The following is a 25602-nucleotide window of genomic DNA, read 5'->3' as shown; positions in this document are numbered from 1 at the left end:
GGGCGGGTTCAGAGAGCGACCTGTTTCGTTCCCTGTTGACACGGAGGTCGGCATCCATAAAAATGAAAGTCACTTTTGTTTTTTGTGCGGATGTGCCGCGGCGCCGTCCGGCCCGGTTTTTCTTTGCGAGGTAGGTATGAATGCTCAGGCAGATGGCGGCGTCTCGGCCGTCAATCGCGCGTTGTCGGCGCTGCTGGCGTTCGGCGATGCGCCGAACGGGTTGATGCTCGCGCAGGTCAGCGACGCGACGGGGCTCAACATGAGCACGTTGCTGCGCCTGTTCGAATCGCTCGAGATGTTCCAGTTCGTCAAGCGCATGCCCGACGGCCGCTATGTGCTCGGGCCGGCCACGTTTCATCTCGGCATGATGTACCGCGAGTCGTTCCAGTTGCGCGAACACGCGGTGCCGCTGCTGACGCGGCTGTCGGAGGAAACCGCCGAGACCTCGGCGTTCTACGTGCGCGACGGCAACGAGCGCGTCTGCCTGTTCCGAGCGTATGCGCAGCGCGCCGTCCACACCTACGTACGCGAAGGCGATCGCTTCCCGCTGGAGGCCGGGGCGGCCGGCCGGATCCTGCTCGCGTTCTCCGGCACGCGCGGCGGCGACTACGACAAGGTTGCCGAGCAGGGCTACGCGGTGTCGATCGCCGAGCGCGACCCGGAGAGCGCGGCCATCGCCTGCCCGGTGTTCGGCGTGGGCCGCTCGCTGGCCGGCGCGATCTCGCTGGGCGTGCCGCGCTACCGCTTCAACAAGAAGGTGCTCGCCGATTACCTGCCGCGCGTGCAGGCCGCGGCGAGCGAACTGACCCACACGCTGGGCGGCGATTTGCCGGTATCGGGCAGCGTGCCCGCGGCGATCGGCCCGCAGGGCGAATTGCAGGATTAATCCACCAGGAGAATCGTAATGTCGGAACCCTTGGCGCAAGCCGAAACCGAACCAACCGGCCACGCGGGCCGGATCGGCCCGCTCCACGGCCGCCAGTTCGACGTGGACGCCGAAGGCCCGCTGGCGGGCGTGCGCGTGGTCGACCTGTCGCGGCTGATGGCCGGCAACATGCTGAGCGTGCAGCTCGCGGATTTCGGCGCGGACGTCATCAAGGTCGAGCCGGAGCAGGGCGATACGCTGCGCGCGGTCGGCGCGGGCGGCATCAGCACCAACTGGAAGGTGTACGGGCGCAACAAGCGCAGCGTGTGCGTCGATCTGCACACGCCCGAAGGCATCGACATCGTCTTGGCGCTGGTGCGTGAGGCCGACGTGTTCATCGAGAGCTTCAAGCCCGGCGTGCTCGAGCAGATGGGTCTCGGCCCCGACGTGCTGCTGGCGATCCGGCCGAAGCTCGTGATCGCGCGCATTTCCGGATGGGGGCAGACGGGGCCGTACCGCCATAAGCCGGGTTTCGGCACGCTAGCGGAAGGCTATTCGGGTTTTGCCGCGATCAACGGCTTCGCCGACCGCGAACCGGTGTTGCCGCCGATGTTTCTCGGCGACATGACGGCGGGCCTGTCCGGCGCGATCGCCGTGATGGTCGGATTGTGGGCGCGCGACGCGAACGACGCGCCGGGCCAGGTGATCGACGTGTCGCTGTTCGAACCGCTGCTGTCGATCCTCGGGCCTTCTGCCGCGAACTACGCGATGACCGGCAAGGTCAAGCCGCGCACGGGCAGCCGTTCCACCAACACCGCGCCGCGCAACGCCTATCGCACGCGCGACGACCGGTGGCTGTGCCTGTCGAGTTCGACGCAGACGATGGCGGAGCGCCTGTTTCGCGCGATCGGGCGGCCCGATCTCGTGGACGATCCGCGCTATCGCACCAATGTGCTGCGCGTGCAGCATGCGCAGCGGCTCGACGAAATCGTCGGCGAATTCATCGCCGCGCGCGACCTGGCCGACAATCTCGCGTTCTTCGAGGAGGCGGGCGTGACGGCCGGACCGATCCACGATATTAGCCAGGTTGTTCAGGACCACTACGTGATTGAGCGGGAAGCGCTGGTGAATGTACCGGACGAGGACGTCGGCACGCTGCCGATGCACAACATCGCGCCGCGCTTCTCGCGCACGCCGGGCACGTTCCGGCGGCCGGCGCCGCGGCTCGGCGAGAACAACCGCGACATCCTCGAGCCGTTGCTGGGCGAACGCGAATTCGAGCGCCTTGCCGAACGCGGGGTGATCCGTCACGGATGAGGATGACCGGGCCCGCGCGTCAGCGGCCCGCGACAACGACAATCGAGGAGACTTTCGACATGAAACCGCGCTGGACACACCGGCCGCCCGGCTCGAACTGGGGCGATTTTGGCGACGACGACCAGAAGGGGCGACTGAACTGGCTCACGCCGCAGAAGACGCTGGAGGGCGTGCGCGAGGTGCGCGAGGGGCGCGTGTTCTCGCTCAGCCTGCCGCTCGACGTGCCGCACGGCGGGGGGCTCAACGCGCGGCGGCGGCCGCCCGCGATCATGCCCGCGCTGCTGCACGGCAAGCCGTACTTCGGCTATCGCGCGGACGAGCAGGTCGCGCATGCGACGGACGTCGTATGCGACGACGCATTCTGCCTGCATTCGCAATTCTCGACCCAGTGGGATGCGCTGTCGCACGTCGGCAGCCTGTTCGATGCGGATGGCGACGGCGATGCGGAAGCCGTGTTCTACAACGGCTACCGGATGGGCGAGCACGTGCGGGTGCCGGAGGACGGCGCGCCGGTAGGCGGCGCCCGCGCGCTCGGCATCGAGCACATGGCGGCGAGCGGCGTGCAGGGGCGCGGCGTGATGATCGACCTGCGGCATCATTTCGGCGATGCGCGCCGCAAGGTCGGCTACGCGGATCTGATGGCGGCGATGCGGGCCGACGACGTCGTCGTCGAGCGCGGCGACATCGTCTGCCTGCATACCGGCTTCGCCGACCTGCTGCTCGAGGCCCGGGGGCCGGGGCCCGCGCCGGACGTGCACGGCGCCTGCTGCGTGCTCGACGGCGACGATCCGCGGCTGCTCGAATGGATCGACACGTCCGGGCTCGCGGCGCTGGTCGCGGACAACCACGCGGTCGAGGAGCGTCCGCGGGCGCCGCTGCCGCGCGCCGAACGCGGGCCGCTGATGCCGCTGCACGCACTGTGTCTCTTCAAGCTCGGCATCCATCTCGGCGAGTTGTGGCACCTCACGCCGCTCGCGCGCTGGCTGCGCGAGCACCGGCGCAACCGCTTCCTGCTGACGGCGCCGCCGCTGCACCTGCGCGGCCTCGTCGGCTCGCCGGTCAATCCGGTCGCGACCGTCTGAGCGCGGCGCGACGCCCGAATTCCTTTCCGGAGACAGCAGCATGTCCAACTCAACCGCGCTTGCCGTGACGGCGCGCATCGACCGTCTGCCGCCGACGGCCAGCATCTGGGGCCTCGTGCTGATGCTGAGCGTCGGCGGCTTCTTCGAGGTCTACGACCTGTTCCAGATGACGTACCTGCCGGCCGGCCTCGTTAGCGACGGGATCTTCCACGTCGGTGCGAAGGGCCTGTTCGGCCTGTCTGACCAGGCGACGCTCGGCGCGGCGACGTTCATCGGCCTGTTCATCGGCGAAATCGCCGTGGCGCGGCTGGCCGACCGTTTCGGGCGGCGCGCCGTGTTCACCGGCTCGCTGCTGCTCTATACGCTGGCGAGCCTCGCGATGTGCGTGCAGCAAACCGCGATCGGCATCCACCTGTGCCGGCTGGTCGCCGGTATCGGCGTGGGCGCCGAGCTGATCACCATCGGCGCGTACCTCACCGAACTCGTGCCGAAGGGCATGCGCGGCCGCGCCTTTGCCGTGTGTTTCGCGATCGGCTATCTCGCGATGCCGGTGCTCGCGCTCGCGTCGTGGCTGCTCATCCCGCGCGCGCCGCTCGGCCTGTCCGGCTGGCGCTGGGTGATTCTCCTGGGCGGCAGCGGCGCGGTGATCGTCTGGTGGCTGCAATCGCGCATTCCTGAATCGCCGCGCTGGCTCGCGATGCACGGCCGCGCGGACGAAGCCGAGGCGGTGCTGGCGGCGATCGAGGCGCGCGTCGCGCGCGAGCACGGCCGGCCGTTGCCCGAGGTGCCGCCCGTCGCGGCGGGCGAGGCGGGCGCAGCGCGCGCGGTGTCGATGTGGGATGCCGGCCTGCGCGGCCGGACGCTGATGCTGATCGCGTTCAACGCGTGCCTGAGCATCGGCTTCTTCGGCTTCAGCCAGTGGCTGCCGAGCCTGCTGGCCGCGCGGGGCACGCCCGTGACGCAGAGCCTGCTCTATGCGTTCCTGATCGCGTTCGCGTATCCGCTTTCGCCGCTCGCGGCAGGCCTGTTTTCCGATCGCATCGAGCGCAAGTGGCTGATCGTGGCGGCGGCGTTCGGCGTCGCGCTGTTCGGGACGGCATTCGCGATGTCGTCGTCGGTCGCCGCCGTGATCCTGTTCGGCATCCTGATCACGTTCTGCAACACGACGCTCGCAAGCAATGCGACCGCGTATCAGGCCGAGGTCTTCCCGACCGCGATCCGCAGCCGCGCGCTGGGGTTCGTCCATTCGTTCGGGCGGCTGACCGGCGTGGCGAGCAGCTACCTGATCGCGCTGATCCTCGCGCATCTCGGCGTGCCGGCGGTGTTCGCGCTGATCGGCGCGAGCATGCTGGTCGTGATGCTGTCGATCGGGATCTTCGGGCCGCGCACCAACCGGCGTTCGCTCGACGAGATCGCGGCGCCCGCGGAAGTGTCGTCGGAGGCGTCCGGTGCGCCGGGCCGGTATCGCGGGCCGGCCGTGCGCGTGAGGCAGCGGTAGTCGGGCTGCGTGGGCTTGTGCACGCGTGTTGCGGGATCGGGTTCGCGTTCGGGCTTGAGATCGGACTCGGACTCGGACTCGGACTCGCGTTCGGAATCAGGCGCGCATTCAGCTCATGCTCAGGCGTAGCGCGTCAACCTGGAACGAGCCACACGATCACCAGATACCGGGCGACTTTCGCGACGGTGACGATCGCGAGGAACGACGGCAACGGCTCGCGCAGCACGCCCGCGATCATTGTCAGCGGATCGCCGATCACGGGCGCCCAGCTCAGCAGCAGCGACCAGCGGCCGTAGCGCGCATACCAGCGCTCGGCGCGCGCGAGGGCGGCGGGCTTGACGGGAAACCAGCGGCGTTCGCGAAAGTGCTCGATGCCGCGCCCGAGCGCCCAGTTGATCACGGAGCCGGCGACGTTGCCGATGCTCGCGACGAGCACCAGCGCCCACGCAGGCTCCCGCCCGGCGAGCAGCAGGCCGGCGAGCACGGCTTCGGACTGGAGCGGGAACAGGGTCGCGGCGACCATCGACACGGCGAACAGGCCGCCGTAAGTGAGCAATTCGGACATCGTGCGATTGTACCGGGCGTGCACCCGGCGCCCTGGCGCGCGGCACCACGAATGCGTCGATCGCGAGGCGGGCGGGACAGCCGCGCAGGCCGACTGGCGCGAGCAGGCGTTGCAGGCGTTGCAGGCGGCGCGTGACAAACTTCGTCAGGCAGACCGGCAGGCCGGCAGACCGGCGAAACGGCAGACCGACGAAACGACGAAACGACGAAACGACGAAACGACGAAACGACGAAACGGCCGCGAACCTCGCGCATTCGGCGATCGACTGCTTGTTCAAGGCACCTGACGGCTGCCGGGAAAAAGCCCGTTGATCCGGCCGTTCAGTTCCAGCCGACCATGATCGCGCCCATCCCGACCAGCAGCCCGCCGGTCACGCGATTCATCGCGCGCATGCGCGCCGGGCGATCCAGCGCGCGGCTCAGTCGGTGCGAGAACAGCGCCATCGACGCCACGCCGCCGGCGAACAGTACCGCGAACGTCGCCGCGAGCAGCAGGAACTGCTGGTTCAGGCTCCAGCCGGCGCCCGGGACGATGAACTGGGGAAAGAACGACGGAAAGAACAGCAGCGTCTTCGGATTCAGGCCCGAGGTCGCGACGCCGCGCCAGAACAGCGCGCGATGCGACTCGGTTGTCGGCGGTAGCGCGTCGGCCGGCCGGGCCGAGTTGACCGAGTTGACCGAGTTGACCGAGTCGGCTGAGTCGGCTGAGTCGGCTGAGTCGGCTGAGTCGGCCGACGCGACAGGGCCGACGGCCGGTGCACGACTGAGCCATTGCTTGCAACCGAGCCAGACGAGGTAGGCCGCGCCGGCCCAGCGCAGCACGGTCAGCGCGCGCTCGTCGAGAACCACCAGGGAATTGAGGCACAGCGCGGTCAGCGCGAGTTGCAGCAGCACGGCCAGCGTGCCGCCCCAGACGCATGGCAGCGCGCGGCGCCAGCCGGCGCGGAGCGCCTGGTTCATCGTGAGCAGGTTGACGGGGCCGGGGGCGTAGACGAGAACGGCGGAAGCCGCGAGGAACGAGAGGTAAAGCCTGAACGACATGACGGGTAGGGCAGGAACAGGAACACGGGCGCCGAGGCCGCGCGGCCGGATAGGCGCGCGGGCGGCGGGGAATCGCATGCCTGCTGGCCGGCTCCGCAACTCGTGATTGCGGTCGGGCGTCCCGGTGCGAAGGGGTTGTCGCGGGGAGCGTGCCGGGCAACGGGCATGGGAAAAATATATCAAGGGGTCGGATTAAAAGGCTTCCGCTTTTCCACACAAACCGACACAAATCCGGAATGTCGTTCAGATAGAATCCGGGTTTTCAGTAGAAAGTTCTTCTCGTCATGGCCACACGCGAACGCTCGCCGAAAACACTCGACAGCCAGGACCGCAAGATCCTCGGTGCACTGCAGAAGAATGCGCGCCTGTCGAACGCCGAACTGGCCGAACAGATCGGCATGTCGACCACCGCGTGCTGGAACCGCACGCGGCAACTGGAAATGGACGGCTACATCGACGGTTACGTCGCGCTCGTCAACCAGCGGAAGCTGGGCTATGCGGACATCGTGATCCTCGAGGTCACGCTCGATCGCCACGAGGACGACGCGCTCGCGCGCTTCGGCGAGGAACTCGCCGCGCTGCCCGAGGTGCTCGAGGCGTATCTGGTGTCGGGGGAGTACGACTACTGGATCAAGGTCGCGGTGGACGGCACGGCCGGCTACGAACGTTTCCTGCGCGAAAAGTTGTACAAGATTTCGAGCATCCGCCACAGCCGCTCGATGTTTGCGCTGCGGTGCATGAAGGACGTGCCGTCGATTCAGGTGTGATGCGGGCGGGAGCGGGTACGCGGCCGTTGTCGGAACGACGGCGCATGGAGGGCGATGGCGCGGCCCAAGCAGACGGTTTGCCGGGAGGCAACGCGCAGGATTGCGCGCTCCGGCGTCAGGGCCGGTAATACGGATGAATCTTCTTTGGGAAACGAGCCGACGCAACCGTTCGGCGGCCGATGACGGTGCGTAGCCCGCCCGGTCGAGCGGGGAACGAAGCCGCGCCGATGCCGATCGGCGTCGGCATCGACTTCAAGACGGTCCTGGCGTTACGCCCGATCGACTCCGACGCGCTCCAGACACTGCGAGCGCCGTCAACCGGGACGACTCCTGCCTGTTTTCACGTGACTTGCCCGTCATGCCGATGCCCGGACGCGGCGGCCTCATGGCGCGCGTTCGTGCAAGCGGAACCGGATGCTGGCCCGTGCCGCCGGCCGGCGGCCTGTACCGCTCAGTGCGGCAGACGTGCGTGTGCTTCGGCGATGACTTCGCAGTTCTCGAGGTGGAGCGCCCAGGCTTCCGCAAGCAGCTCGCCCATACGTGCGAGCCAGCCAGCGGATTCGGTGGAACGGTCGGAAATATTAGACGTTTTCATGACGAAGCCCCGTATAGGTGGCGAGTTAGGGATAACCCTAATCATAGCGAAACGTCTCCGCTTTGTGAAATGCGATTTCGTTATATGGGAATTACTGACACTTTATGTTGCTGCTTCGCAACATGAGGGCCAGATGCCCTTGCGCGATGCCCAGGCGCGACGAGGCCGCGCCGGCATGGCCTCGCATGGAATCGTCTAGGGAGTTCACGCCGCGCGGCGCGGCGCGACCGTGGTGACGGGTAGCGCTTAGCCGCCGATCCACCCGAACCGCCACGACAGGCGGCGCGTCACGGCGAGCAGGGTCTGCGCGAGTGCGCTGTCGGGCCCGCGCGGGAAGCCGCGCGACGAGCCGATGATCGCGATGACCAGCCGGATGCTGCCCGTGTGGTCGAACACGGGGGCGGCGACCGTCCCGATACCCGGCACCGGCGCGTCGAAGGCGAAATCGAGTCCGTCGGCGCGAATCGTCGCGAGCCGGGCGCGGAACGCGTCGTCGGCCAGCGCGGCGGCGTTGCCCGCGAGGCGCACGGGTTCGTCGGCGAGCAGGTCGGCCAGCACGTCGTCGGACATGCCGGCCGCGAAGATGCGTCCGATCGCCGTATTGACGAGCGACATCACCGTGCCGACCTGCAGGCTCACGTGCTGCGGCCGCGCCGATTCCTCGAGGCGGATCACGGTCGGGCCGAGCGGCCCGAGCGTCGCGGTCGCCACGCTCATGTCGGTCGCGCCGGCCAGCGCGACGATCTCGGCTTCCGCATCGCGCGTCGGCGACACGCGCTGCATCGCGATCAGGCCGAGCGCCTGCCCGAGCGGGCCGCCGCCGAAGCAGCCGGCGTCGTCGCGGCTCAGCAGGCCGATCTTCTGCAGGCTGACGAGATGCGGAAAGGCTTTCGCGGCCGGCATGCCGGCCGCCGCCGCCAGATCGCGCAGCGGCAGCGCGCGGCCCGCCGACACCAGGGCGAGCAGCAGCTCCCCGGTGCTGTCGAGCGCATGGATGCCGCGCTGCGCCTTCGCATCGTCGGCGAGCGCGGGCGGCACGCGCAAGGCGGCCGGAGCCGGGGCGGGCGCGGGCAGCCCGGCGTCGTGCGCCGCGCCGAGCGACGCGGTGGCCTGCCGTGCCGCGTCGCGCAGCGCCGCCGCGATCGGGCCGTCCCAGGCGACATCGATCGAGCCGGTCGAGCCGATCGCCGTCAGCGCAAGCTGCAGCCTGCCCGCCGCGTCGAACACCGGCACGCACATCGCACTGACACCGGGGCTCGGCAGGTCGACGCCGCGCTCGATGCCGCGCGCGCGGATCGCGTCGAGTTCGGCGGGCGGCACGCCGGCGTCCGGCACGGGCTGCTCCGCGCCGGCAAGCGTGTCGCCCGCGCCGGCCTGGCTGGCCGCCATCGCGTCGCATTGCGCGGGATCGCCGAACGCGCGGAACACGCGGCCGGTCGCCGTCGTGTCGAGCGACATCACCGAGCCGACGTGCAGGTTCACGTGCAGCGGATAGCCGCCGTGCTCGATGCGCACGATCGTCGGCCCGAGCGCGCCCGGCACCGACAGCGCGACGCTGAAGCCCACCGTTTCCGCGAGCCGCGCCGCGTGCGGCAGCGCCGCGCGATAGGCCGGCTGTCGCTCGATCGACATCAGCCCGAGCCGCAGCGACAACGGGCCCGGCTCGTAGTTGCCGGTGATCGCGTCGCGCTTCACGAGCGCGAGCCGCGTCAGGCTGACGAGGTAGGTGTGCGCCTGCGCGGTCGACAGGTCGGCCGCCGCGGCCAGCTCCGACAGGCCGAGCGGCTTGCGCCGGCGCGCGAGCGCGTCGAGCAGCCGGCCGCCGACCTCGACACTCTGGATGCCGCGCTGCGCCTTGGGCGGCGCGTCGTCCGCGCTGACTTCGTGATTCTGCACGCGATGATTCTTCCGTTGACGAAACCCCGCATGGTATCCGACGCCATTTCTCGCGCCAGCCCGCAGGTTTACCCGTATTAGACAATAGCAAGTGACTTTGTCATTGACAAATAATCGACGCGGGAAGATGATCCGCTCACTCCCCTCAACACATGGCTCGCAGCCACGGAACGCAACATGGCCAAAGCATTTGCCTCTCAAGCCGATCTGGAAGAGAAGAAAGTCACCTGGACGCAACTGTCCGAGAACGCCTACGCGTACACCGCCGAAGGCGATCCGAACTCGGGCGTGATCGTCGGCGACGACAGCGTGCTGATCGTCGACACGACCGCGACGCCCGCGATGGCGCAGGACCTGATCGCGAAGATCCGCAGCGTGACCGACAAGCCGATCAAGCATGTCGTGCTGTCGCACTACCACGCGGTGCGCGTGCTCGGCGCGTCCGCCTATTTCGACGAAGGCGCGCAGCACGTGATCGCGAGCCGCGGCACCTACGAAATGATCGTCGAGCGCGGCGAGGCCGACATGAAGTCGGAGATCGAGCGTTTCCCGCGCCTGTTCGCCGGGGTCGAGACGGTGCCGGGCCTGACCTGGCCGACGCTCGTGTTCGAGCGCGAGATCACGCTGTTCCTCGGCAAGCTCGAAGTGAAGATCATGCATGTCGGCTCGGGCCACACGAAGGGCGACACGATCGTCTGGCTGCCGTCGCAGAAGGTGCTGTTCTCGGGCGACCTCGTCGAATACGACGCCGCGTGCTACTGCGGCGACGCCCAGCTCGAACAGTGGCCGGCCACGCTCGAGGCGCTGCGCGCGCTCGGCGCCGAGAAGCTCGTGCCGGGCCGCGGCCCCGCGCTGCTGAATCCGGCCGACGTGAACAAGGGCCTCGACTACACGAAGGATTTCGTGACGACGCTGCTCGCGCAGGGCCGCAAGGCCGTCGAACAGAAGCTCGACCTGAAGGCGTCGATGGCGCTCACGCGCGAAGCGATGGATCCGAAGTTCGGCCACGTGTTCATCTACGAGCATTGCTTGCCGTTCGACGTGTCGCGCGCGTTCGACGAAGCGAGCGGCATCACGCACCCGCGCATCTGGACGGCGCAGCGCGACAAGGAAATGTGGGCCGCGCTGCAGGACTGACCGGCTGGCGCACGCGGGGCGTCCGGCACGGCGTCCCGCCGGTTTCCTGAAGCGGCGAGCGGCCGCGGCTTTCCGCCGTCATCCCGCTCGCCGTATCCGATCTCACAAGAAAGCAGGGCGCACGTACGCCCTGGGAGACGGCTGCGCGCCCGAATCGCGCGGCCTGTTTGGAGAGAGACATGCCCCAATCGCTTCCCGCCGAAGCGGCGCTCGCGCACGCGAGCGCTTCGGCCGGCGCGTCCGCCGCAACGGACGACGCGCTGCTGTTCCGCAAGATCGCCTGGCGGATCGTTCCGTTCCTGTTCCTCTGCTACGTCGTGTCGTTCCTCGACCGCATCAACATCGGCTTCGCGCAGTTGCAGATGAAGCACGACCTCGGCTTCAGCGATGCGATGTACGGCCTCGGCGCGGCCGTGTTCTACGTCGGTTACGTGTTCTGCGAAGTGCCGAGCAACATGCTGCTCGCCCGTTTCGGCGCGCGCCGCACCTTCACGCGGATCATGCTGCTGTGGGGCCTCGCGTCGACCGGGATGATGTTCGTGTCGCAGCCGTCGCATTTCTACGTGCTGCGCTTCCTGCTCGGCGTGTTCGAAGCCGGCTTCTTTCCCGGCATCGTGCTGTACCTGACCTACTGGTTTCCCGCGAATCGGCGCGCGGCGGCGATCTCGGTGTTCTTCGCGGGCGTCGCGGTGGCCGGCGTGCTCGGCGGCCTGATGTCGGGCTGGATCATGCGCGACATGAGCGGCGTGCTCGGGATGCACGGCTGGCAGTGGATGTTCGCGATCGAAGGCGCGCCGGCGATCCTGCTCGCGTTCGCCGCGTTCACGTTCCTGGTCGACCGGCCGCAGGACGCCGCGTGGCTCACGTCCGATGAAAAGGCGCGGGTCGCCGCGCTGTGCGCCGACGGCCGCAGCCACGGCAACGCGCACGATACTCGCAGCCTCGCGGCCGCGCTCGCGAACCCGCGCGTGTACCTGTTCGCGTTCATCTATTTCTCGCTGACCTGCGCGTCGCTGACGCTCAACTTCTGGATGCCGCTGATGATCCGCGACTTCGGCGTGACCGACGTCGTCGCCGTGAGCCTCTACACGGTGGTGCCGAACGCGGTCGGCGCGGTGGGGCTGGTCCTGATCGCGCGCCGTTCGGATCGTACCGGCGAGCGCCGCAGGCACTTCGCGTGCTGCACGATCGGCGGCGGGCTCGCGCTCGCGGCGCTGACGCTGCACCTGCACAGCTTCGCGGCGATGCTCGCGTGCCTGTCGATCGCGGCGACGCTGATCTTCGCCGCGCTGCCGATTTTCTGGGCCGTGCCGACCCGCTACCTGTCGGGCAACGCGGCCGCGGCCGGGATCGCGCTGATCAGCAGCATCGGGATCACGAGCGGCATCGTCAGCCCGTGGGTGATCGGGATGATCCGCACGCGCACCGGCAGCATGGATCTCGCCGTGTATCTGCTGGCCGCGCTGCTGGTGGTGAGCGGTATCGCGCTGATGCTCGGCGTGAAGCCGGAGCCGGCCGGCCGCGACTGAACCCCGGCCGGGCGCCGCTCGCGGGTGGCGGCGCCTGGCACGTCACGTTTCATCCCGCCTGCCAGACAATCCATCGAGGAGACGATCGATGTCAGCCCCTCTTCAAGCGGACGCGGCGCATGCCGTCGCGTCCGGCGCGGCGTCAACCGGCGACGATGCGCTGTACCGCCGTATCGGCCTGCGGATCGTGCCGTTCCTGTTCATCTGCTACATCGTGTCGATCCTCGACCGCAGCAACATCGGCTTCGCGCAGTTGCAGATGCGGCAGGATCTCGGCCTGACCGACGCGATGTACAGCCTCGGCGCGGTGCTGTTCTTCGTCGGCTACGTGCTGTTCGAGGTGCCGAGCAATGCGCTGCTGCGCCGCTTCGGCGCGCGCCGCACGTTCGCGCGGATCATGTTCCTGTGGGGCGCCGTGTCGGTCGCGATGATCACCGTCGACAGCGCGAAGCATTTCTACGTGCTGCGCTTCCTGCTCGGGCTGTTCGAGGCCGGCTTCTTTCCGGGCGTGGTGTTCTACCTGACGTACTGGTACCCGGCGCGGCGCCGCGCGTCGGTGCTGTCGATCTTCTACGCGGGCGTCGCGGTGGCGGGAATGGTCGGCGGGCTGCTGTCCGGCTGGCTGATGCGCGGGATGTCGGGCGTGCTCGGGCTGCACGGCTGGCAATGGATGTTCGCGATCGAGGGCGCGCCCGCGATTCTGCTCGGCGTGATCGCGTGGTTCTGGCTGTGCGATCGTCCCGAACAGGCGCACTGGCTGTCGGACGCCGACCGTCAACGGCTCGCGGCCGACCTGTCCGCCGACCGCGCCGCTGCCGAGGCGCACGCGCCGCGTTCGCTGCGGCAGGTGCTGGCCGAACCGCGCACGTACCTGTTCGCGTTCATCTATTTCTCGCTGACCACCGCGCTGCTGATGCTGCTGTTCTGGATGCCGCTGATGATCCGCGAATTCGGCATTCACGACGTCGTGCAGATCAGCCTGCTGTCGGTGGTGCCGAACGCGATCGGCGCGGCCGGCCTGATCGTGATCGCGCGGCGCTCCGACCGCAAGCGCGAACGGCGCCGGCACTTCGCCGCGTGCGCGTTCGGCGGCGCGGCGGCGCTCGCGCTGCTGACGCTGCATCTGCCGAGCATTGTCGCGATGATGGCGCTGCTGTCCGTCGCGGCGATGCTGATCTTCGCCGCGCATCCGGTGTTCTGGGCCGTGCCGTCCGCGTATTTCTCGGGCGCCGGCGCGGCGGGCGGGATCGCGCTGATCAGCAGCATCGGCGTGTCGAGCGGGATGATCACGCCGTGGCTGGTCGGGTTGATCCGAACGAAAACCGGCAGCATGGACCCGGCGATGCTGATGATCGCCGCGTTGCTGGCCGCGTGCGCGGTCGCGATGCTGCTGGGCGTGCGGGCAGCGCCGCGTGCGCAAGCGGCGTGACGCCGGCGGTGACGGCGCGGTTCAATGGAAGGACAGAAACAGCCCGGGCAGGACCAGCAGGCCGTGCAGCACCAGCGCTCCGTGGATCACGCCGCCGCGCGCCTGCAGGTCGATCGACAGGCAGGCGATCGCCGAGATGAGCCCGATGGCGGACAGGCCTGCCGTCCAGAACAGCGCGGTCATGAGCACGCGAACGCCGGTGTACGGATCGTCCATCGAACTGGCGTACAGGTAGCCGACAACAAGCGCCAGCAGCTCGACGAGCGCGACGACGAGAAGGCCTGACGCGATTCGCGCGGTTCGTTTGGCATTGTCCATGGCAAGTCGAGGTGAGCAGGGCCCGGGGCGCGAGCCTACACGATCCGGCGCGCAACGGGTGGGGCCGGAAGCAGAGAGCGGGAAGCCGGAAGCGGCCCGCCCGAGATCGCGCCGGCTACGCCCGATAGACCTCGATCCGGTTGCGGCCGCGTTCCTTCGCGAGATAGAGCGCCTTGTCGGCGCGCGACAGCGGCTGGTATGCGCCGAAGTCCGACGCCCGCATCGCGTCGATGCCGATGCTGACGGTCAGCGTCACCTGCTGATCCTCGTGCATCAGCCGCGCCTGGATCGCGCGTTGCTGCACGCGCTGCGCGAATGCCAGCGCCATGTCGAGATCCGACCTCGGCAGCACGATCGCGAATTCCTCGCCGCCGACCCGGCCGACGATGCCGTCCGGCCCGGTTTCCGCGAGCAGCAGCCGTGCGAAATGGCGGAGCGCGCGGTCGCCGACCGGGTGGCCCCAGCGGTCGTTCAGCGCCTTGAAGTGATCGAGATCGAGCATCAGCACCGCGGCGGTCCGGCCGGTCGTGCGCACGTCGCGCAGCGCGGCTTCGCTTTGGCGCATGAACGCATGGCGGTTCGACAGGCGCGTCAGATGGTCGGTCGTCGCCATCCGGTGCAGCTCCGCCTCGATGTGCTTGCGCTCGGTCGCGTCGGTGATGAAGCCGTGCCATACGGTGCCGCCGTCGGCCGTGCGCTGCGGGCGCGCGTCGCCTTCGCGCCAGCGCAGGCCCTGGCCGGGCAGCAGCACGCGATATTCGAGGCGCCACGGCGTCAGTCGCGCCGACGATTCGTGCAGCGACTGCCGGTACGCGGCCAGGTCGGCGGGATGGATGCGCGTCTCGACGGCTTCCGCGCCGCGGGCAATCTGCTCGGGCGTCAGCTCGTAGATGTCGCGTACTCCCGCGCTTGCGTAGGAAAAGAAGCGGCGCCCGTTGGGCGCCTGCTGCAACTGGAACACGAGCCCGGGCACGTGGTCGGTGAGGTCCGTGACGAGCGCGGCCGCGTCGCGCAACCGCGCGGCCAGCTCGCGCAGCGCGGTGATGTCCGTGGTCGTGCCGACCATGCGCAGCGCGCGGTCGTTGCGGTCGCGGCTGATCACCTTGCCGCGGCTGCGGATCCACTTGTACGTACCGTCCTTGCAGCGGACGCGATGCTCGACCTCGTAGCAGCCGGTGCGGCGCTCGAAGTGCGCGAGCATCGCGGCCTTCACGTCGTCGCGGTCGTCCGGATGCAGCCGCTCGTACGCATCCTCGATCCGCGTGCTCAGCTCGTGCGGCGCGTAGCCGAGCATGGCCTTCCAGGCCGGCGAGTAATGGATCTCGCCGCTCTCCACGTTGCGATCCCATACGCCGGTGCCGCTTTCGGTGAGCGCGAGCGTCATCAGCGAGCTGTGCTCCTCGACGGCGGCGAGCCGTTCGCGCAGTGCGGCGGCTTCGGCGGTACGGGCCAGCGCGGCTGCGGCCAGCGCGGCGAGGTCGCGCAACTGCGCGCATTGCGCGGCGTCGAGCGGCGCGCGCGCGCCGTCGACGATGCACAGCGTGCCGAGGTGCGCGCCGTCGGGCGCGGCCAGTTCGCACGATGCGACGATTCGCGGAGCGTCCTGCGTGCCGCCGTTGCGCCGTACGTTCCCGTTGGCCTTCCGTACGACGAGCGGACTGCCGGTGGACGCTCCGCATGCGTCGTGCGGCGGCGGGCACCCGTCGGGAAGCCGATCGGGAAGTGATTCGACAGACGGTTCGAGATGCGGATCGGGCAGCGTGCCGTCGGCCGCGAGCACACGTTGCGCACCGGCCGCGGTGCGCGCGACGAACGCGCCGGCGGCGCCGAAATGCGCGCGCGCGAGACGGCAGACGGCTTCCAGTTCCGGCAGTGGCGGGAGCGTCGGCTGACGATCGGCCGGCGCGTGCGCGGAGGACGGCGCATCGCCGGTCTCGGTGATGAACATACGGACCCGCATGGTCGAATTCCGCTACGGACGATGGCCCTCGTGACCGGACGCATGCCGGTCGGACGAGGCGGCTTGAGGACTGCAATCGCAGAGCTTACTGTCGCGCGGAATGCATGGCAAGCCGGCCGCAATCGGCTGGCGGCCCACGTCATTTGCGCCGGTCGGGAAAGAATCCGGTGGCGTCTTTCCGCAGATGAATGACGCGATCGATGCCCGCCCGGAAGCGGGCGGCGGAGCCCCGGATGACGGCGGCCGACCGGCCGCGCGTCATCGTGTCGTACCGCATGTCGCCAGGCGCGCGGGTTGCGTTCGAACGACGGGGCGATCCGTGCTCAGCGTGCGGGCGCGTAGCGCGGCGCGGGCGTGGCGGCGGACAGGTGCGGCATCATCGTGCGGCGTGCGGCCTCGTACGCAGCCCATTCGTCACCGGCATGCAGCGACGGGATCGTCACGAGTTCGCCGCGATCGAAGCCGACCAGCGCCGCGTCGACCATGTCGGACGCGGGCATCACGATTTCCTTCGGCAGATGCGCGAGCGGCAGGCCGCCGGTCTGCCAGAAATCGGTGGCCGTCGCGCCGGGCAGCACGGCTTGCACCTGCACGCCCTTGTCGGCGAGCTCGTGATGCAGCGACTGGCTGAACGCGAGCACGAACGCCTTGCTGCCGCCATAGACGCCGTTCAGCGTTTCCGGCGAGATCGCGACGATCGACGCGATGTTGATCACGGCGCCGCGGCCGCGCGCGACGAAGCCGGGCACCGCCGCATAGGTGAGGCGCGTGAGCGCGGTCACGTTCAGGTCGATCAGCCGCGTCATCGCGTCGACGTCGCTGTCGAGCAGCGGCGTGTGCGTGCCGACGCCCGCATTGTTCACGAGCAGCGTGATGCTCGCGTCTTCTTTCAGCTTCGCCTCGACGGCGGCGAGCGCCGCGCGGTCGTTGAGGTCGGCGTCGACGATCTCGACGCTGCGCTGCGTGTCATTGGTGATGCGGTCGGCGAGGGCGGCCAGCCGGTCGCGGCTGCGCGCGACCAGGATCAGGTCGTAGCCGCGGCGCGCGAGCCGGTCGGCGTAGATCGCGCCGATGCCGGACGAGGCGCCGGTAACGAGGGCGGTACCGCGATGTGCTTGCGTCATGATGTGCTCCGTTTCGATGTAGATGGCCGGACGGCGTGAAGCCATTCTGGTCCCGGTTCGTCGCGACACAAATGACGTAGATGGGTATGATTCAGGCCATTGGCATGGCCGACGGGCCCGGGACGGGAGAACACGCATGCATCGAATCGGTTTTCTGATCAGCGACGGGTTCCAGATCATGGCGCTCGCCGCGCAGTCGGTGTTCGAATACGCGAACCTGGGCGCGGCCGGGCCGTTTTACGCGATGAACAGCTATTCGGTCGACGGCGGCGAGGTGCGCTCGTCGCTCGGGCTGCCGGTCGCCACGCGCGCGCTGCGCGGGCGGATCGACGTCGATACGTGGATCGTCGCCGGCGTCAACGATCCGCTCGCGTCGCCGGCGCCGGCCGGCGTCGTCGCGTTCCTGCGGCGCGCGCATGCGCGGGCGCGGCGGGTGGCGGGCATCTGCACGGGCGCGTTCGTGCTGGCCGAGGCGGGGCTGCTCGCGCAGCGCCGCGCGACGACGCACTGGGCCTACGGCCGCGACATGCAGCGGCATTACCCGGAGATTCGCGTCGAGGAAGACCGGATCTACATCGTCGACGGTCCGGTCTGGACCTCGGCCGGGATGACGGCCGGCCTCGATCTCGCGCTCGCGATGGTGGAGAAGGATCTCGGCGCGGACGCCGCGCGCTCGGTCGCGCACAAGCTCGTGATGCCCCAGCGGCGGGCAGGCGGCCAGTCGCAGCATTCGGAAATGCTGGATCTCGCGCCGAAATCCGACCGGATCCAGAACGCGCTGAACTACGCGCGGCAGAATCTCGGCCAGGCGCTGACCGTCGAGAGTCTGGCCGAAGCCGTGCACCTGAGCCCGCGTCAGTTCAGCCGCGTGTTCACGCTCGAAACGGGGCAGTCGCCCGCGAAGGCGATCGAGCGGCTGCGGCTCGAGTCCGCGCGGCTGATGATCGAGCAGAGCCGCCATCCGCTCGACGTGATCGCGAAGGAAAACGGCTTTCGCGACCGCCGGCACATGCGCGAGGCGTTCGTGCGCGGGTTCGGCGTGCCGCCGCAGGCGATGCGGCGCGATGCGCGGGCGGACGAACGCGAGCTGGCCTGAACGCGTCAGGCGCAGCCAATCGGCAGATGGGCATGGAACTGCGTACGACGATGATCCGGGCGTCGGTGAACGCGCAGGTCACGATCGGCGCGGCCATCCGCGCGACGGTCGCGGCGGCGATGCGGCAGTCGGCAGCGACAACCTGGGGTTGTGCGCGGGCCGGCTTTCCGGAAGGCGGGGATGCAGCGGCGGATGGTGTCGGCGCGTGTCGGTGGGCACGGCATGCCGCCGGCAAGGTTTGCCGCCGGGGCGATCGGGACGATCGGGGCGCGTGCCGTCAATCGCGCGGTTCGCCGGCCGACTTGGCGGCGCGGGGTGCGATGCGGCAAGCGGATGAACGCGTGCGCCAGCGGCGCCCGGATACCCGGCCGACGCTCAGCGTGTGACGAACGGCGCGGCGTCGCCCGGCGCCGTGCGCGCGTGCTTGCGCTGCCGCAGCAGTGCGACGCGGCAGTTCTCGCGCGCGGTTTCGCGGCCGTCGTCGTCGAGCAGCACGAGATCGCCGCGCATCACGTTGAGCGTGATCACGTCCTCGCCCGGTGCGCCGAGCGTTTCCGGCGTATGCACCGAGCCGGCCGGTTCGAGCACCGTCGAGCCGGCGTGCGCGACCCAGTCGTATTCGAGGTAGCGCCACGCGCCCTGCAGCGTATGGACGAACACTTCCCCGTCGTGACGATGGCGCGGCAGCGTGCCGCCGGCCGGCATCTTCAGCAGCGCGGTCAGCGTGTCCTCGGCCGCGTTGATGTGCAGGTACTTGATCGCCAGCCCCGGCAGCCCGTCGCTCATCGGCAGCCACGGCAGCGCTTCGCCGGGCAGGCACGAGATCGGCGGCAGGTCGGTGGGGAGCGGGGCGGACGGCTGCGTCATGGCGGGAGCGGAGCGGAAATGAAGAGCCCGCATTATCGCAGAGCCCGGTTGCGCGGCCGAATGAGGGACGTTTTGCACCGGTCGTCGGCAGGGGGCGCTTCGGTAACCGCATGCCGGTTGCTCATCGATATCTACAGTAAAACTGTACAGTTTTTCTGTAGATGAACTATCATCCAGCCATGAATACGCCATCCCCGCCCCCCGAAGCGCTCCCCCTGGCCGTTCTCGCCGGAGAACTCCGCATCTCGGTCGGCAAGCTGATGCGGCGCATGCGGGAGCAGACCCACCCGAACGACCTCACGTCCTCGCAGAAATCGGTCCTGCTGCGGCTCGATCGCGACGGTCCCGCGACCGTGTCGGCGCTTGCGCGCGCCGAAAGCGTGCGCCCGCAGTCGATGCGCGTGACGGTCGCGACGCTCGAGTCGCTGGGCGCCGTCAGCGGCGCACCCGACCCGAGCGACGGGCGGCAGACGCTGATCGCGCTCACCCCCGCCTTCCGCAAGGTGCTGCAGGCCAACCGCGCGGCCAAGGACGACTGGCTGTTCCGCGCGCTGCACGCGCAGTTGTCGGCGCGGGAACAGGCCGAACTCGGCTCGGCCGTGAAACTGCTGCAGCGGCTCGCCGAATTCCAGGAAGCCGCGCGTCCGTAACCCCCTCGATCCGCCTGACGGAAGGAAAGCCCGTACATGAACCTCCTGCATCTCGCGTCGTACTTCCTCGGCGGCGCGTTTCTCACGAACGCCGTGCCGCATCTCGTGAGCGGGCTGCGCGGCGAGCCGTTCCAGACGCCGTTCGCGAATCCGCCGGGGCGCGGGCTGTCGTCGTCGACCGTCAACGTCGTGTGGGGCTGCGTGAATCTCGCGATCGGCTATGTGCTGGTCGGCCGGGTCGGCGCGTTCGACCTGAAGCTCACGGCCGATGCGGCCGCGCTCGGCGCCGGCATCCTCGCGTTCGGCCTGTTCATCGCACGGCGCTTCGGCGCGCTGCACGGCGGCAACGATCCCGAGCGGGAGCGGCCATGAGCGTGCCGGCGGCAGGCGTGTTCCGCTCGCTTCGCAGCTTCAACTACCGCGTCTGGGCGATCGGCGCGCTGGTGTCGAACATCGGCACGTGGATCCAGCGCACCGCGCAGGACTGGCTGGTGCTCACGCAACTGACGCATCACGACGCGTCCGCGGTCGGCACGGTGATGGCGCTGCAGTTCGGGCCGCAGCTCCTGCTGTTGCCGTGGACCGGCTATGCGGCCGATCGTTTCGACCAGCGCAAGCTGCTGATGGTGACGCAGGGATTGATGGGCGTGCTGGCGCTGGGGCTCGGCGTGCTGACCGTCACCGGCGTCGCGCGGCTCGAACATGTCTACGTGTTCGCGTTCCTGTTCGGTTGCACGTCGGCGTTCGACGCGCCCGTGCGGCAGACTTTCGTCGCGGAACTGGTCGGCGACCGCGAGCTTGCGAACGCGGTCGCGCTCAACTCGACGTCGTTCAACGCCGCGCGGATGATCGGCCCGGCGGCGGCCGGCTTCCTGATCGCGTCGGTCGGCACCGGCTGGGCGTTTCTCGCGAACGGGCTCAGCTTCTTCGCGGTGCTGGCGTCGCTGCTGCTGTTGCGCGAGGACGAGCTGCGACCGAACCTGCGCGCGGGCCGCTCGCGCGGCGGCCTGCTCGACGGGTTCCGCTACGTGTGGCGGCGCGACGACCTGAAGGCGATCCTCGTGATGCTGTTCCTGATCGGCACGTTCGGGCTCAATTTCCAGCTGTTCATCTCGACGATGGCGGCCAGCGTGTTCCATGTCGATGCGCGCGGTTTCGGCGTGCTGTCGTCGATGATGGCGGTCGGCACGGTGTCCGGCGCGCTGCTCGCCGCACGCCGCGAGCAGCCGCGTTTCCGGCATCTGTGGTTCGGCGCGGCGCTGTTCGGGCTCGGCTGCACGCTCGCCGCGCTGGCGCCGGGCTACTGGCTGTTCGGCGCCGCGCTCGTGCTGACCGGGATTGCCGCGATCACCTTCATGAACTCGACCAACAGCCTGATGCAGCTGTCCACCGAGCCGGCGATGCGCGGTCGCGTGATGGCGCTGCGCCTCGCGGTCGCGCTTGGCGGCACGCCGCTCGGCGCGCCGGTCGCGGGCTGGGTCGCGAACCATCTCGGCCCGCGCTGGGCGCTCGGCGTCGGCGCCGCGTCGGGCTTCGCGGCCGCGCTCGTCGCGACGCATTTCGTGAAGCGCAGCCGCGCACAGGCCCAAGCCGACGGCGCGCTCGACCGGTTTGACGGCGGCTGAACGGTGACCCGGCAGGGCCGCCGCTGCGCTTGCCTGTTCCGTCACCGCGCGTAGGCTGCCGCACCGGCCACCGGCCACCGGCCACCGGCCACCGGCCACCGGCCATCGGCCATCGGCCATCGGCCATCGCACCACGCACCACGCACCACGCACCACGCACCACGCACCGCCAGGGCACCGGATGCCTCCCGCGAATCGCCTACGCTCCCGGCTGCACCGTCGCCGCATGCGCGGCTTCCAGGCACGACTGGAACAGCAGCGCGGCCCGCGACGGCCGCGGCGAGCGCCGCAGCAGGCTCACGAACCGGCACCGGTAATTGAACCGGTGCGGCGCGATCGGCTGCATCAGCCCCTTGTTTTCGAAGCTTTCCGCGTAATGATCCGGCAGGAAGCCGAGGTAGCGGCCGGACAGGATCAGCGTCGCGATCGACTCCTGATCCGACGCGGTCGCGCCGCGCGTGAGCTTCGCGCGATGGCTCAGCTCCATGTTCGGCGAATGGAAGCCGAGCCCCGCGAACGCATGGTGACGGATCGTCGTCCACGTGAGCTTGCCGTGCGGCGCATCGTAGAGCGGATGCTGGCGGCCGCAGTAGAGCAGCATCCGCTCGTCGAACAGCTCCGCATACACGAGGCTGCCCGAACTGCGGTGCGCGGGAATGATCCCGACCTGATAGCTGCCGTCGATGATCCCGCGCTCGACCTCGTTGATCGACGCGACATGCAGGTTCAGCGCGACGCCGGGCGCCTCGTCGGCGAACCGGCGGATCGCGTCGCCGAGCCGCGCATTCGCGTTGGTGGCCGTCTTGTCGAATACCGCGATGTGCAGTTCGCCGCCCATCCGGTCGTGAATGCCGTCGATCCTGCTGCGAAATGCCTCCATCGACGCGAGCAGCCGCAACGTCTCCTCGTACACCGTCTGGCCCTCGGGCGTCAGCGTGAAGCCCGCGCGGCCGCGCCGGCACAGCACGAGGCCGAGGCGCGTTTCGAGATCCTTCACGTGCCGGCTGATCGTCGAGATGCCGATATTCAGTTCCAGTTCGGCCGCCGCCATCCCGCCGCACTGCACGACGCCCTTGAAGACCCGCAGCAGGCGGAGATCCATGTCGCTGAGCTGCCCGAGCAGCGCGCGGCTCTTCGGTTTGATTGCTTGCATAGATGCGCAAGTGAACATTGATATTGCGATATTGAAGAGACTAATTGGCCTCCCGACAATGCGCAACATCATCACAAGAAGGAGGGGCGCGCCGCGCCGACCGACATGACCGACATCACCACCGCCGCGCAGCAGGACGACACGACCATCCGTACCGACGCCGCGTGGCTCGACGCCCACTGGATGCCGTTCACGGCCAACCGCCAGTTCAAGGCCGATCCGCGCATGATCGTGTCGGGCAAGGGCGCGTATTACACCGACGCCGAAGGCCGCAAGATCTTCGACGGCCTGTCGGGCCTCTGGTGCACGGGCCTCGGCCACGGCCGCACGGAGATCGTCGAGGCGGTGAGCCGCCAGGTCGCGCAGCTCGACTACGCGCCGGCATTCCAGTTCGGCCACCCGAAGTCGTTCGAGCTCGCGAACAAGATCAAGGCGCTGACGCCGGCCGGCCTCGACTACGTGTTCTTCACGGGGTCGGGCTCGGAAGCGGCCGACACGTCGCTGAAGCTGGCCCGCGCCTACTGGCGCGCGAAGGGCAAGGGCACGAAGACGCGCCTGATCGGCCGCGAGAAGGGCTACCACGGCGTGAACTACGGCGGCATTTCGGTCGGCGGGATCGGGCCGAACCGCAAGCTGTTCGGCCAGGGCATCGAGGCCGATTTCCTGCCGCACACGCAACTCGCCGAAAACAAGTTCTCGCGCGGGATGCCCGAGCACGGCGCCGAGCTGGCCGACCGCCTGCTCGACCTGATCGCGCTGCACGACGCATCGAACATCGCGGCCGTGATCGTCGAGCCGTTCTCCGGTTCGGCCGGCGTGGTCGTGCCGCCGAAGGGCTATCTGAAGCGGCTGCGCGACATCTGTACCGCGCACGACATCCTGCTGATCTTCGACGAGGTCATCACGGGCTTCGGCCGCGCCGGCGCGATGACGGGCGCCGACGCGTTCGGCGTGACGCCGGACATCCTGAACTTCGCGAAGCAGGTCACGAACGGCGTGCAGCCGCTCGGCGGCGTGGTCGCCACGAAGGAAATCTACGACACGTTCATGGCAGTAGGCGGCCCCGAGTACATGCTCGAGTTCCCGCACGGCTATACGTATTCGGCGCACCCGGTCGCCTGCGCGGCCGGCGTCGCGGCGCTCGACCTGCTCGTGCAGGAAGACGCGGTGGCGCGCGTGCGCGATCTCGCGCCGCATTTCGAGGCCGCGGTGCACGGGCTGAAAGGCCAGCGCCACATCACGGACATCCGCAACTACGGGCTGGCCGCCGGCCTGACGATCGCGGCGCTGCCGGGCGAGCCGGCACGGCGCCCGTACGAGATCGCGATGCGCTGCTGGGCGAAGGGCTTCTACGTGCGCTACGGCGGCGACACGATCCAGCTCGCGCCGCCGTTCATCTCGGAGAAGCGCGAGATCGACAATCTCGTCAACGCGCTGTCCGACGCGCTGAACGAAGTGGATTGAGCCGCGGCTCGTCCTCACGCGACCACCGAATTCACGAAAGAGCCTCAACGATGAAACACGACAGCAATGTGACCTCCACCGTCGGCCACCTGATCGACGGCAAGCGCGTCGACGGCGGCAGCCGCGTGCAGCCGGTGTTCGACCCGGCCACCGGCGAATCGAACAAGAGCGTCGCGCTCGCCGACAAGCCGACCGTCGAAGCCGCGATCGCGTCCGCGCAGGCCGCGTTCCCGGCGTGGCGCAACACGCCGCCGCTGAAGCGCGCACGCGTGATGAGCCGCTTCAAGACGCTGCTCGAGGAGCACGCCGACGAGCTGTGCGCGCTGATCACGGCCGAGCACGGCAAGGTGCTCGCCGATGCGATGGGCGAACTGCAGCGCGGGATCGAGAACGTCGAATACGCGACCTACGTGCCCGAGCTGCTGAAGGGCGAGCACAGCAAGAACGTCGGCCCCGCGATCGATTCGTGGAGCGAGTTCCAGGCGCTCGGCGTCGCGGCCGGCATCACGCCGTTCAACTTCCCGGTGATGGTGCCGCTGTGGATGTGGCCGATGGCGGTCGCGTGCGGCAACACGTTCGTGCTGAAGCCGTCGGAGCGCACGCCGTCGTCGACGCTGCGCATGGCCGAACTCGCGCTCGAAGCCGGACTGCCGCCGGGGGTGCTGAACGTCGTGAACGGCGACAAGGAAGCGGTCGACACGCTCCTGACCGACCCGCGCGTCAAGGCCGTGAGTTTCGTCGGCTCGACGCCGATCGCGGAATACATCTACTCGACCGGCTGCGCGCACGGCAAGCGCGTGCAGGCGCTCGGCGGCGCGAAGAACTTCGCGGTCGTGATGCCGGACGCCGACATCGGCAACGCGGTGAACGCGCTGATGGGCGCCGCGTACGGCTCGTGCGGCGAGCGCTGCATGGCGATTCCGCTGGTCGTCGCGATCGGCGACGAGACCGGCGACCGGGTCGTCGCGGGGCTGAAGGCCGAGATCGAGAAGATGAAGGTCGGCCCGGGCAACGGCGCGGGCGTCGACATGGGCCCGCTCGTCACGCAGCAGCATTTCGAGAAGGTGACGGGCTTCGTCGAGGCGGGTGTGGCGGCGGGCGCAACGCTCGTCGTCGACGGCCGCGGCGTGAAGGTCGACGGCCACGACGGCGGCTACTACCTCGGCCCGTGCCTGTTCGACAACGTGAAACCCGGCATGCCGATCTACCAGCACGAGATCTTCGGGCCCGTGCTCGGCGTGATCCGGCTGAAGTCGCTCGACGAGGCGATGGCGCTGATCGACGCGCACGAATACGGCAACGGCACGTGCCTGTTCACGCGCGACGGCGAGGCCGCGCGCTGGTTCAGCGACAACATCCAGATCGGCATGGTCGGGATCAACGTGCCGCTGCCGGTGCCGGTTGCCTACCACTCGTTCGGCGGGTGGAAGCGTTCGCTGTTCGGCGACCTGCATGCGTACGGTCCGGACGCCGTGCGCTTCTACACGAAGCGCAAGACGATCACGCAGCGCTGGCCGTCGGCCGGCGTGCGCGAGGGGACGGTGTTCAGCTTCCCGTCGAGCCGCTGACGCGTCCCGGCCGCCTGCCCGAACCCTGCGGCGCGGCCGGCGCAACGCCGCGCAAGC

The 25602-nt window shown here is 69.1% G+C and carries 25 protein-coding genes; 16 read left to right on the top strand and 9 right to left on the bottom strand.

Annotation, left to right across the window (positions count from 1 at the left end; all coding sequences use genetic code 11):
• The first annotated feature begins 136 nt into the window (after positions 1-136).
• From GQ56_RS0129655 to GQ56_RS0129640, 4 genes are read left to right on the top strand one after another with little or no spacing between them, the layout of a single operon-like run.
• Entirely contained in the window at positions 137-886 is a 750-nt protein-coding gene (locus GQ56_RS0129655; protein WP_031402114.1) for an IclR family transcriptional regulator, read from the top strand.
• An 18-nt stretch (positions 887-904) separates the two neighbouring features.
• Complete coding sequence (locus GQ56_RS0129650; RefSeq protein WP_034196713.1) at positions 905-2182, top strand: CaiB/BaiF CoA transferase family protein; 1278 nt, start codon at positions 905-907, stop codon at positions 2180-2182.
• Between the two features lie 59 nt (positions 2183-2241).
• Positions 2242-3264, top strand: coding sequence for a cyclase family protein (locus tag GQ56_RS0129645; RefSeq protein WP_031402112.1), 1023 nt, complete (start codon positions 2242-2244; stop codon positions 3262-3264).
• Positions 3265-3304: 40 nt separating this feature from the next.
• Positions 3305-4762: an MFS transporter gene (locus tag GQ56_RS0129640; protein WP_063962877.1), complete on the top strand. Its 1458-nt coding sequence runs from the start codon at positions 3305-3307 to the stop codon at positions 4760-4762.
• 133 nt (positions 4763-4895) lie between these two features.
• Here the strand turns inward: GQ56_RS0129640 and GQ56_RS0129635 are convergent, their stop codons facing one another.
• The gene (locus GQ56_RS0129635; RefSeq protein ID WP_031402110.1) at positions 4896-5327 is read right to left on the bottom strand and encodes a YqaA family protein; all 432 of its coding nucleotides are present in this window, start codon (positions 5325-5327) and stop codon (positions 4896-4898) included.
• Between GQ56_RS0129635 and GQ56_RS44855 the strand changes: the two genes are divergently transcribed.
• Complete coding sequence (locus GQ56_RS44855; RefSeq protein WP_152601898.1) at positions 5311-5613, top strand: hypothetical protein; 303 nt, start codon at positions 5311-5313, stop codon at positions 5611-5613. The genes GQ56_RS0129635 and GQ56_RS44855 overlap by 17 nt on opposite strands.
• A 34-nt stretch (positions 5614-5647) precedes the next feature.
• On the opposite strand, the gene GQ56_RS0129630 is transcribed toward GQ56_RS44855, so the two are convergent.
• Positions 5648-6367, bottom strand: a complete 720-nt coding sequence (locus GQ56_RS0129630) for a LysE family translocator (RefSeq protein WP_031402109.1) — start codon at positions 6365-6367, stop codon at positions 5648-5650.
• Between the two features lie 284 nt (positions 6368-6651).
• Between GQ56_RS0129630 and GQ56_RS0129625 the strand changes: the two genes are divergently transcribed.
• Positions 6652-7134, top strand: a complete 483-nt coding sequence (locus GQ56_RS0129625) for an Lrp/AsnC family transcriptional regulator (protein WP_031402108.1) — start codon at positions 6652-6654, stop codon at positions 7132-7134.
• Between the two features lie 451 nt (positions 7135-7585).
• On the opposite strand, the gene GQ56_RS39625 is transcribed toward GQ56_RS0129625, so the two are convergent.
• Positions 7586-7729 carry a hypothetical protein gene (locus tag GQ56_RS39625; protein WP_235212790.1) on the bottom strand — a complete coding sequence of 48 codons (144 nt, stop codon included), beginning with the start codon at positions 7727-7729 and terminating at the stop codon, positions 7586-7588.
• Between the two features lie 246 nt (positions 7730-7975).
• Positions 7976-9625 carry an IclR family transcriptional regulator gene (locus GQ56_RS0129615; RefSeq protein WP_031402107.1) on the bottom strand — a complete coding sequence of 550 codons (1650 nt, stop codon included), beginning with the start codon at positions 9623-9625 and terminating at the stop codon, positions 7976-7978.
• A 177-nt stretch (positions 9626-9802) separates the two neighbouring features.
• Between GQ56_RS0129615 and GQ56_RS0129610 the strand changes: the two genes are divergently transcribed.
• From GQ56_RS0129610 to GQ56_RS0129600, 3 genes are all read left to right on the top strand, one after another.
• A complete protein-coding gene (locus GQ56_RS0129610) occupies positions 9803-10762 on the top strand; it encodes an MBL fold metallo-hydrolase (RefSeq protein ID WP_031402106.1) in 960 nt (319 codons plus the stop codon).
• 179 nt (positions 10763-10941) lie between these two features.
• Positions 10942-12291 carry an MFS transporter gene (locus GQ56_RS0129605; RefSeq protein WP_031402105.1) on the top strand — a complete coding sequence of 450 codons (1350 nt, stop codon included), beginning with the start codon at positions 10942-10944 and terminating at the stop codon, positions 12289-12291.
• 88 nt (positions 12292-12379) lie between these two features.
• Positions 12380-13720, top strand: a complete 1341-nt coding sequence (locus GQ56_RS0129600) for an MFS transporter (protein WP_031402104.1) — start codon at positions 12380-12382, stop codon at positions 13718-13720.
• A 21-nt stretch (positions 13721-13741) separates the two neighbouring features.
• Here the strand turns inward: GQ56_RS0129600 and GQ56_RS0129595 are convergent, their stop codons facing one another.
• From GQ56_RS0129595 to GQ56_RS0129580, 3 genes are all read right to left on the bottom strand, one after another.
• Positions 13742-14038 carry a hypothetical protein gene (locus GQ56_RS0129595; protein ID WP_031402103.1) on the bottom strand — a complete coding sequence of 99 codons (297 nt, stop codon included), beginning with the start codon at positions 14036-14038 and terminating at the stop codon, positions 13742-13744.
• 115 nt (positions 14039-14153) lie between these two features.
• Complete coding sequence (locus GQ56_RS0129590; protein ID WP_235212789.1) at positions 14154-15998, bottom strand: sensor domain-containing diguanylate cyclase; 1845 nt, start codon at positions 15996-15998, stop codon at positions 14154-14156.
• A gap of 323 nt (positions 15999-16321) precedes the next feature.
• Positions 16322-17122 (bottom strand): SDR family NAD(P)-dependent oxidoreductase, encoded by an 801-nt coding sequence (locus GQ56_RS0129580; protein ID WP_031402101.1) that lies wholly within the window; start codon positions 17120-17122, stop codon positions 16322-16324.
• Positions 17123-17258: 136 nt separating this feature from the next.
• Here GQ56_RS0129580 and GQ56_RS0129575 point away from each other — a divergent pair, with 136 nt between their 5' ends.
• Complete coding sequence (locus GQ56_RS0129575) at positions 17259-18218, top strand: GlxA family transcriptional regulator (protein ID WP_031402100.1); 960 nt, start codon at positions 17259-17261, stop codon at positions 18216-18218.
• A gap of 32 nt (positions 18219-18250) precedes the next feature.
• The gene (locus GQ56_RS0129570; RefSeq protein WP_152601897.1) at positions 18251-18604 is read left to right on the top strand and encodes a hypothetical protein; all 354 of its coding nucleotides are present in this window, start codon (positions 18251-18253) and stop codon (positions 18602-18604) included.
• Here the strand turns inward: GQ56_RS0129570 and GQ56_RS0129565 are convergent.
• Positions 18594-19085: a 2,4'-dihydroxyacetophenone dioxygenase family protein gene (locus GQ56_RS0129565; protein ID WP_031402098.1), complete on the bottom strand. Its 492-nt coding sequence runs from the start codon at positions 19083-19085 to the stop codon at positions 18594-18596. The two genes, GQ56_RS0129570 and GQ56_RS0129565, sit on opposite strands and share 11 nt — an antisense overlap.
• A gap of 161 nt (positions 19086-19246) precedes the next feature.
• Here GQ56_RS0129565 and GQ56_RS0129560 point away from each other — a divergent pair, with 161 nt between their 5' ends.
• The 3 genes from GQ56_RS0129560 to GQ56_RS0129550 are packed head-to-tail and all read left to right on the top strand — an operon-like array spanning position 19247 to position 21360.
• Positions 19247-19735, top strand: coding sequence for a MarR family winged helix-turn-helix transcriptional regulator (locus GQ56_RS0129560; protein ID WP_407638611.1), 489 nt, complete (start codon positions 19247-19249; stop codon positions 19733-19735).
• Positions 19736-19771: 36 nt separating this feature from the next.
• On the top strand, positions 19772-20107 hold the full coding sequence (locus GQ56_RS0129555; RefSeq protein WP_031402096.1) for a hypothetical protein: 336 nt from the start codon (positions 19772-19774) through the stop codon (positions 20105-20107).
• A complete protein-coding gene (locus GQ56_RS0129550; RefSeq protein ID WP_031402095.1) occupies positions 20104-21360 on the top strand; it encodes an MFS transporter in 1257 nt (418 codons plus the stop codon). Before GQ56_RS0129555 ends, GQ56_RS0129550 begins: the two co-directional genes overlap by 4 nt.
• Before the next feature lie 199 nt (positions 21361-21559).
• Here GQ56_RS0129550 and GQ56_RS0129545 read toward each other — a convergent pair whose 3' ends face one another.
• Positions 21560-22513, bottom strand: coding sequence for a LysR family transcriptional regulator (locus GQ56_RS0129545; RefSeq protein WP_031402094.1), 954 nt, complete (start codon positions 22511-22513; stop codon positions 21560-21562).
• Between the two features lie 105 nt (positions 22514-22618).
• Between GQ56_RS0129545 and GQ56_RS0129540 the strand changes: the two genes are divergently transcribed.
• On the top strand, positions 22619-23977 hold the full coding sequence (locus tag GQ56_RS0129540) for an aspartate aminotransferase family protein (protein WP_031402093.1): 1359 nt from the start codon (positions 22619-22621) through the stop codon (positions 23975-23977).
• Between the two features lie 50 nt (positions 23978-24027).
• Complete coding sequence (locus GQ56_RS0129535; RefSeq protein WP_031402092.1) at positions 24028-25545, top strand: CoA-acylating methylmalonate-semialdehyde dehydrogenase; 1518 nt, start codon at positions 24028-24030, stop codon at positions 25543-25545.
• Positions 25546-25602 lie beyond the last annotated feature (57 nt).

The sequence above is a fragment of the Burkholderia paludis genome (genome assembly GCF_000732615.1).
GTDB lineage: Bacteria > Pseudomonadota > Gammaproteobacteria > Burkholderiales > Burkholderiaceae > Burkholderia > Burkholderia paludis.
Note: the sequence above shows the minus strand (reverse complement) of the source record. Positions and strands in the feature narration are given on the sequence as shown.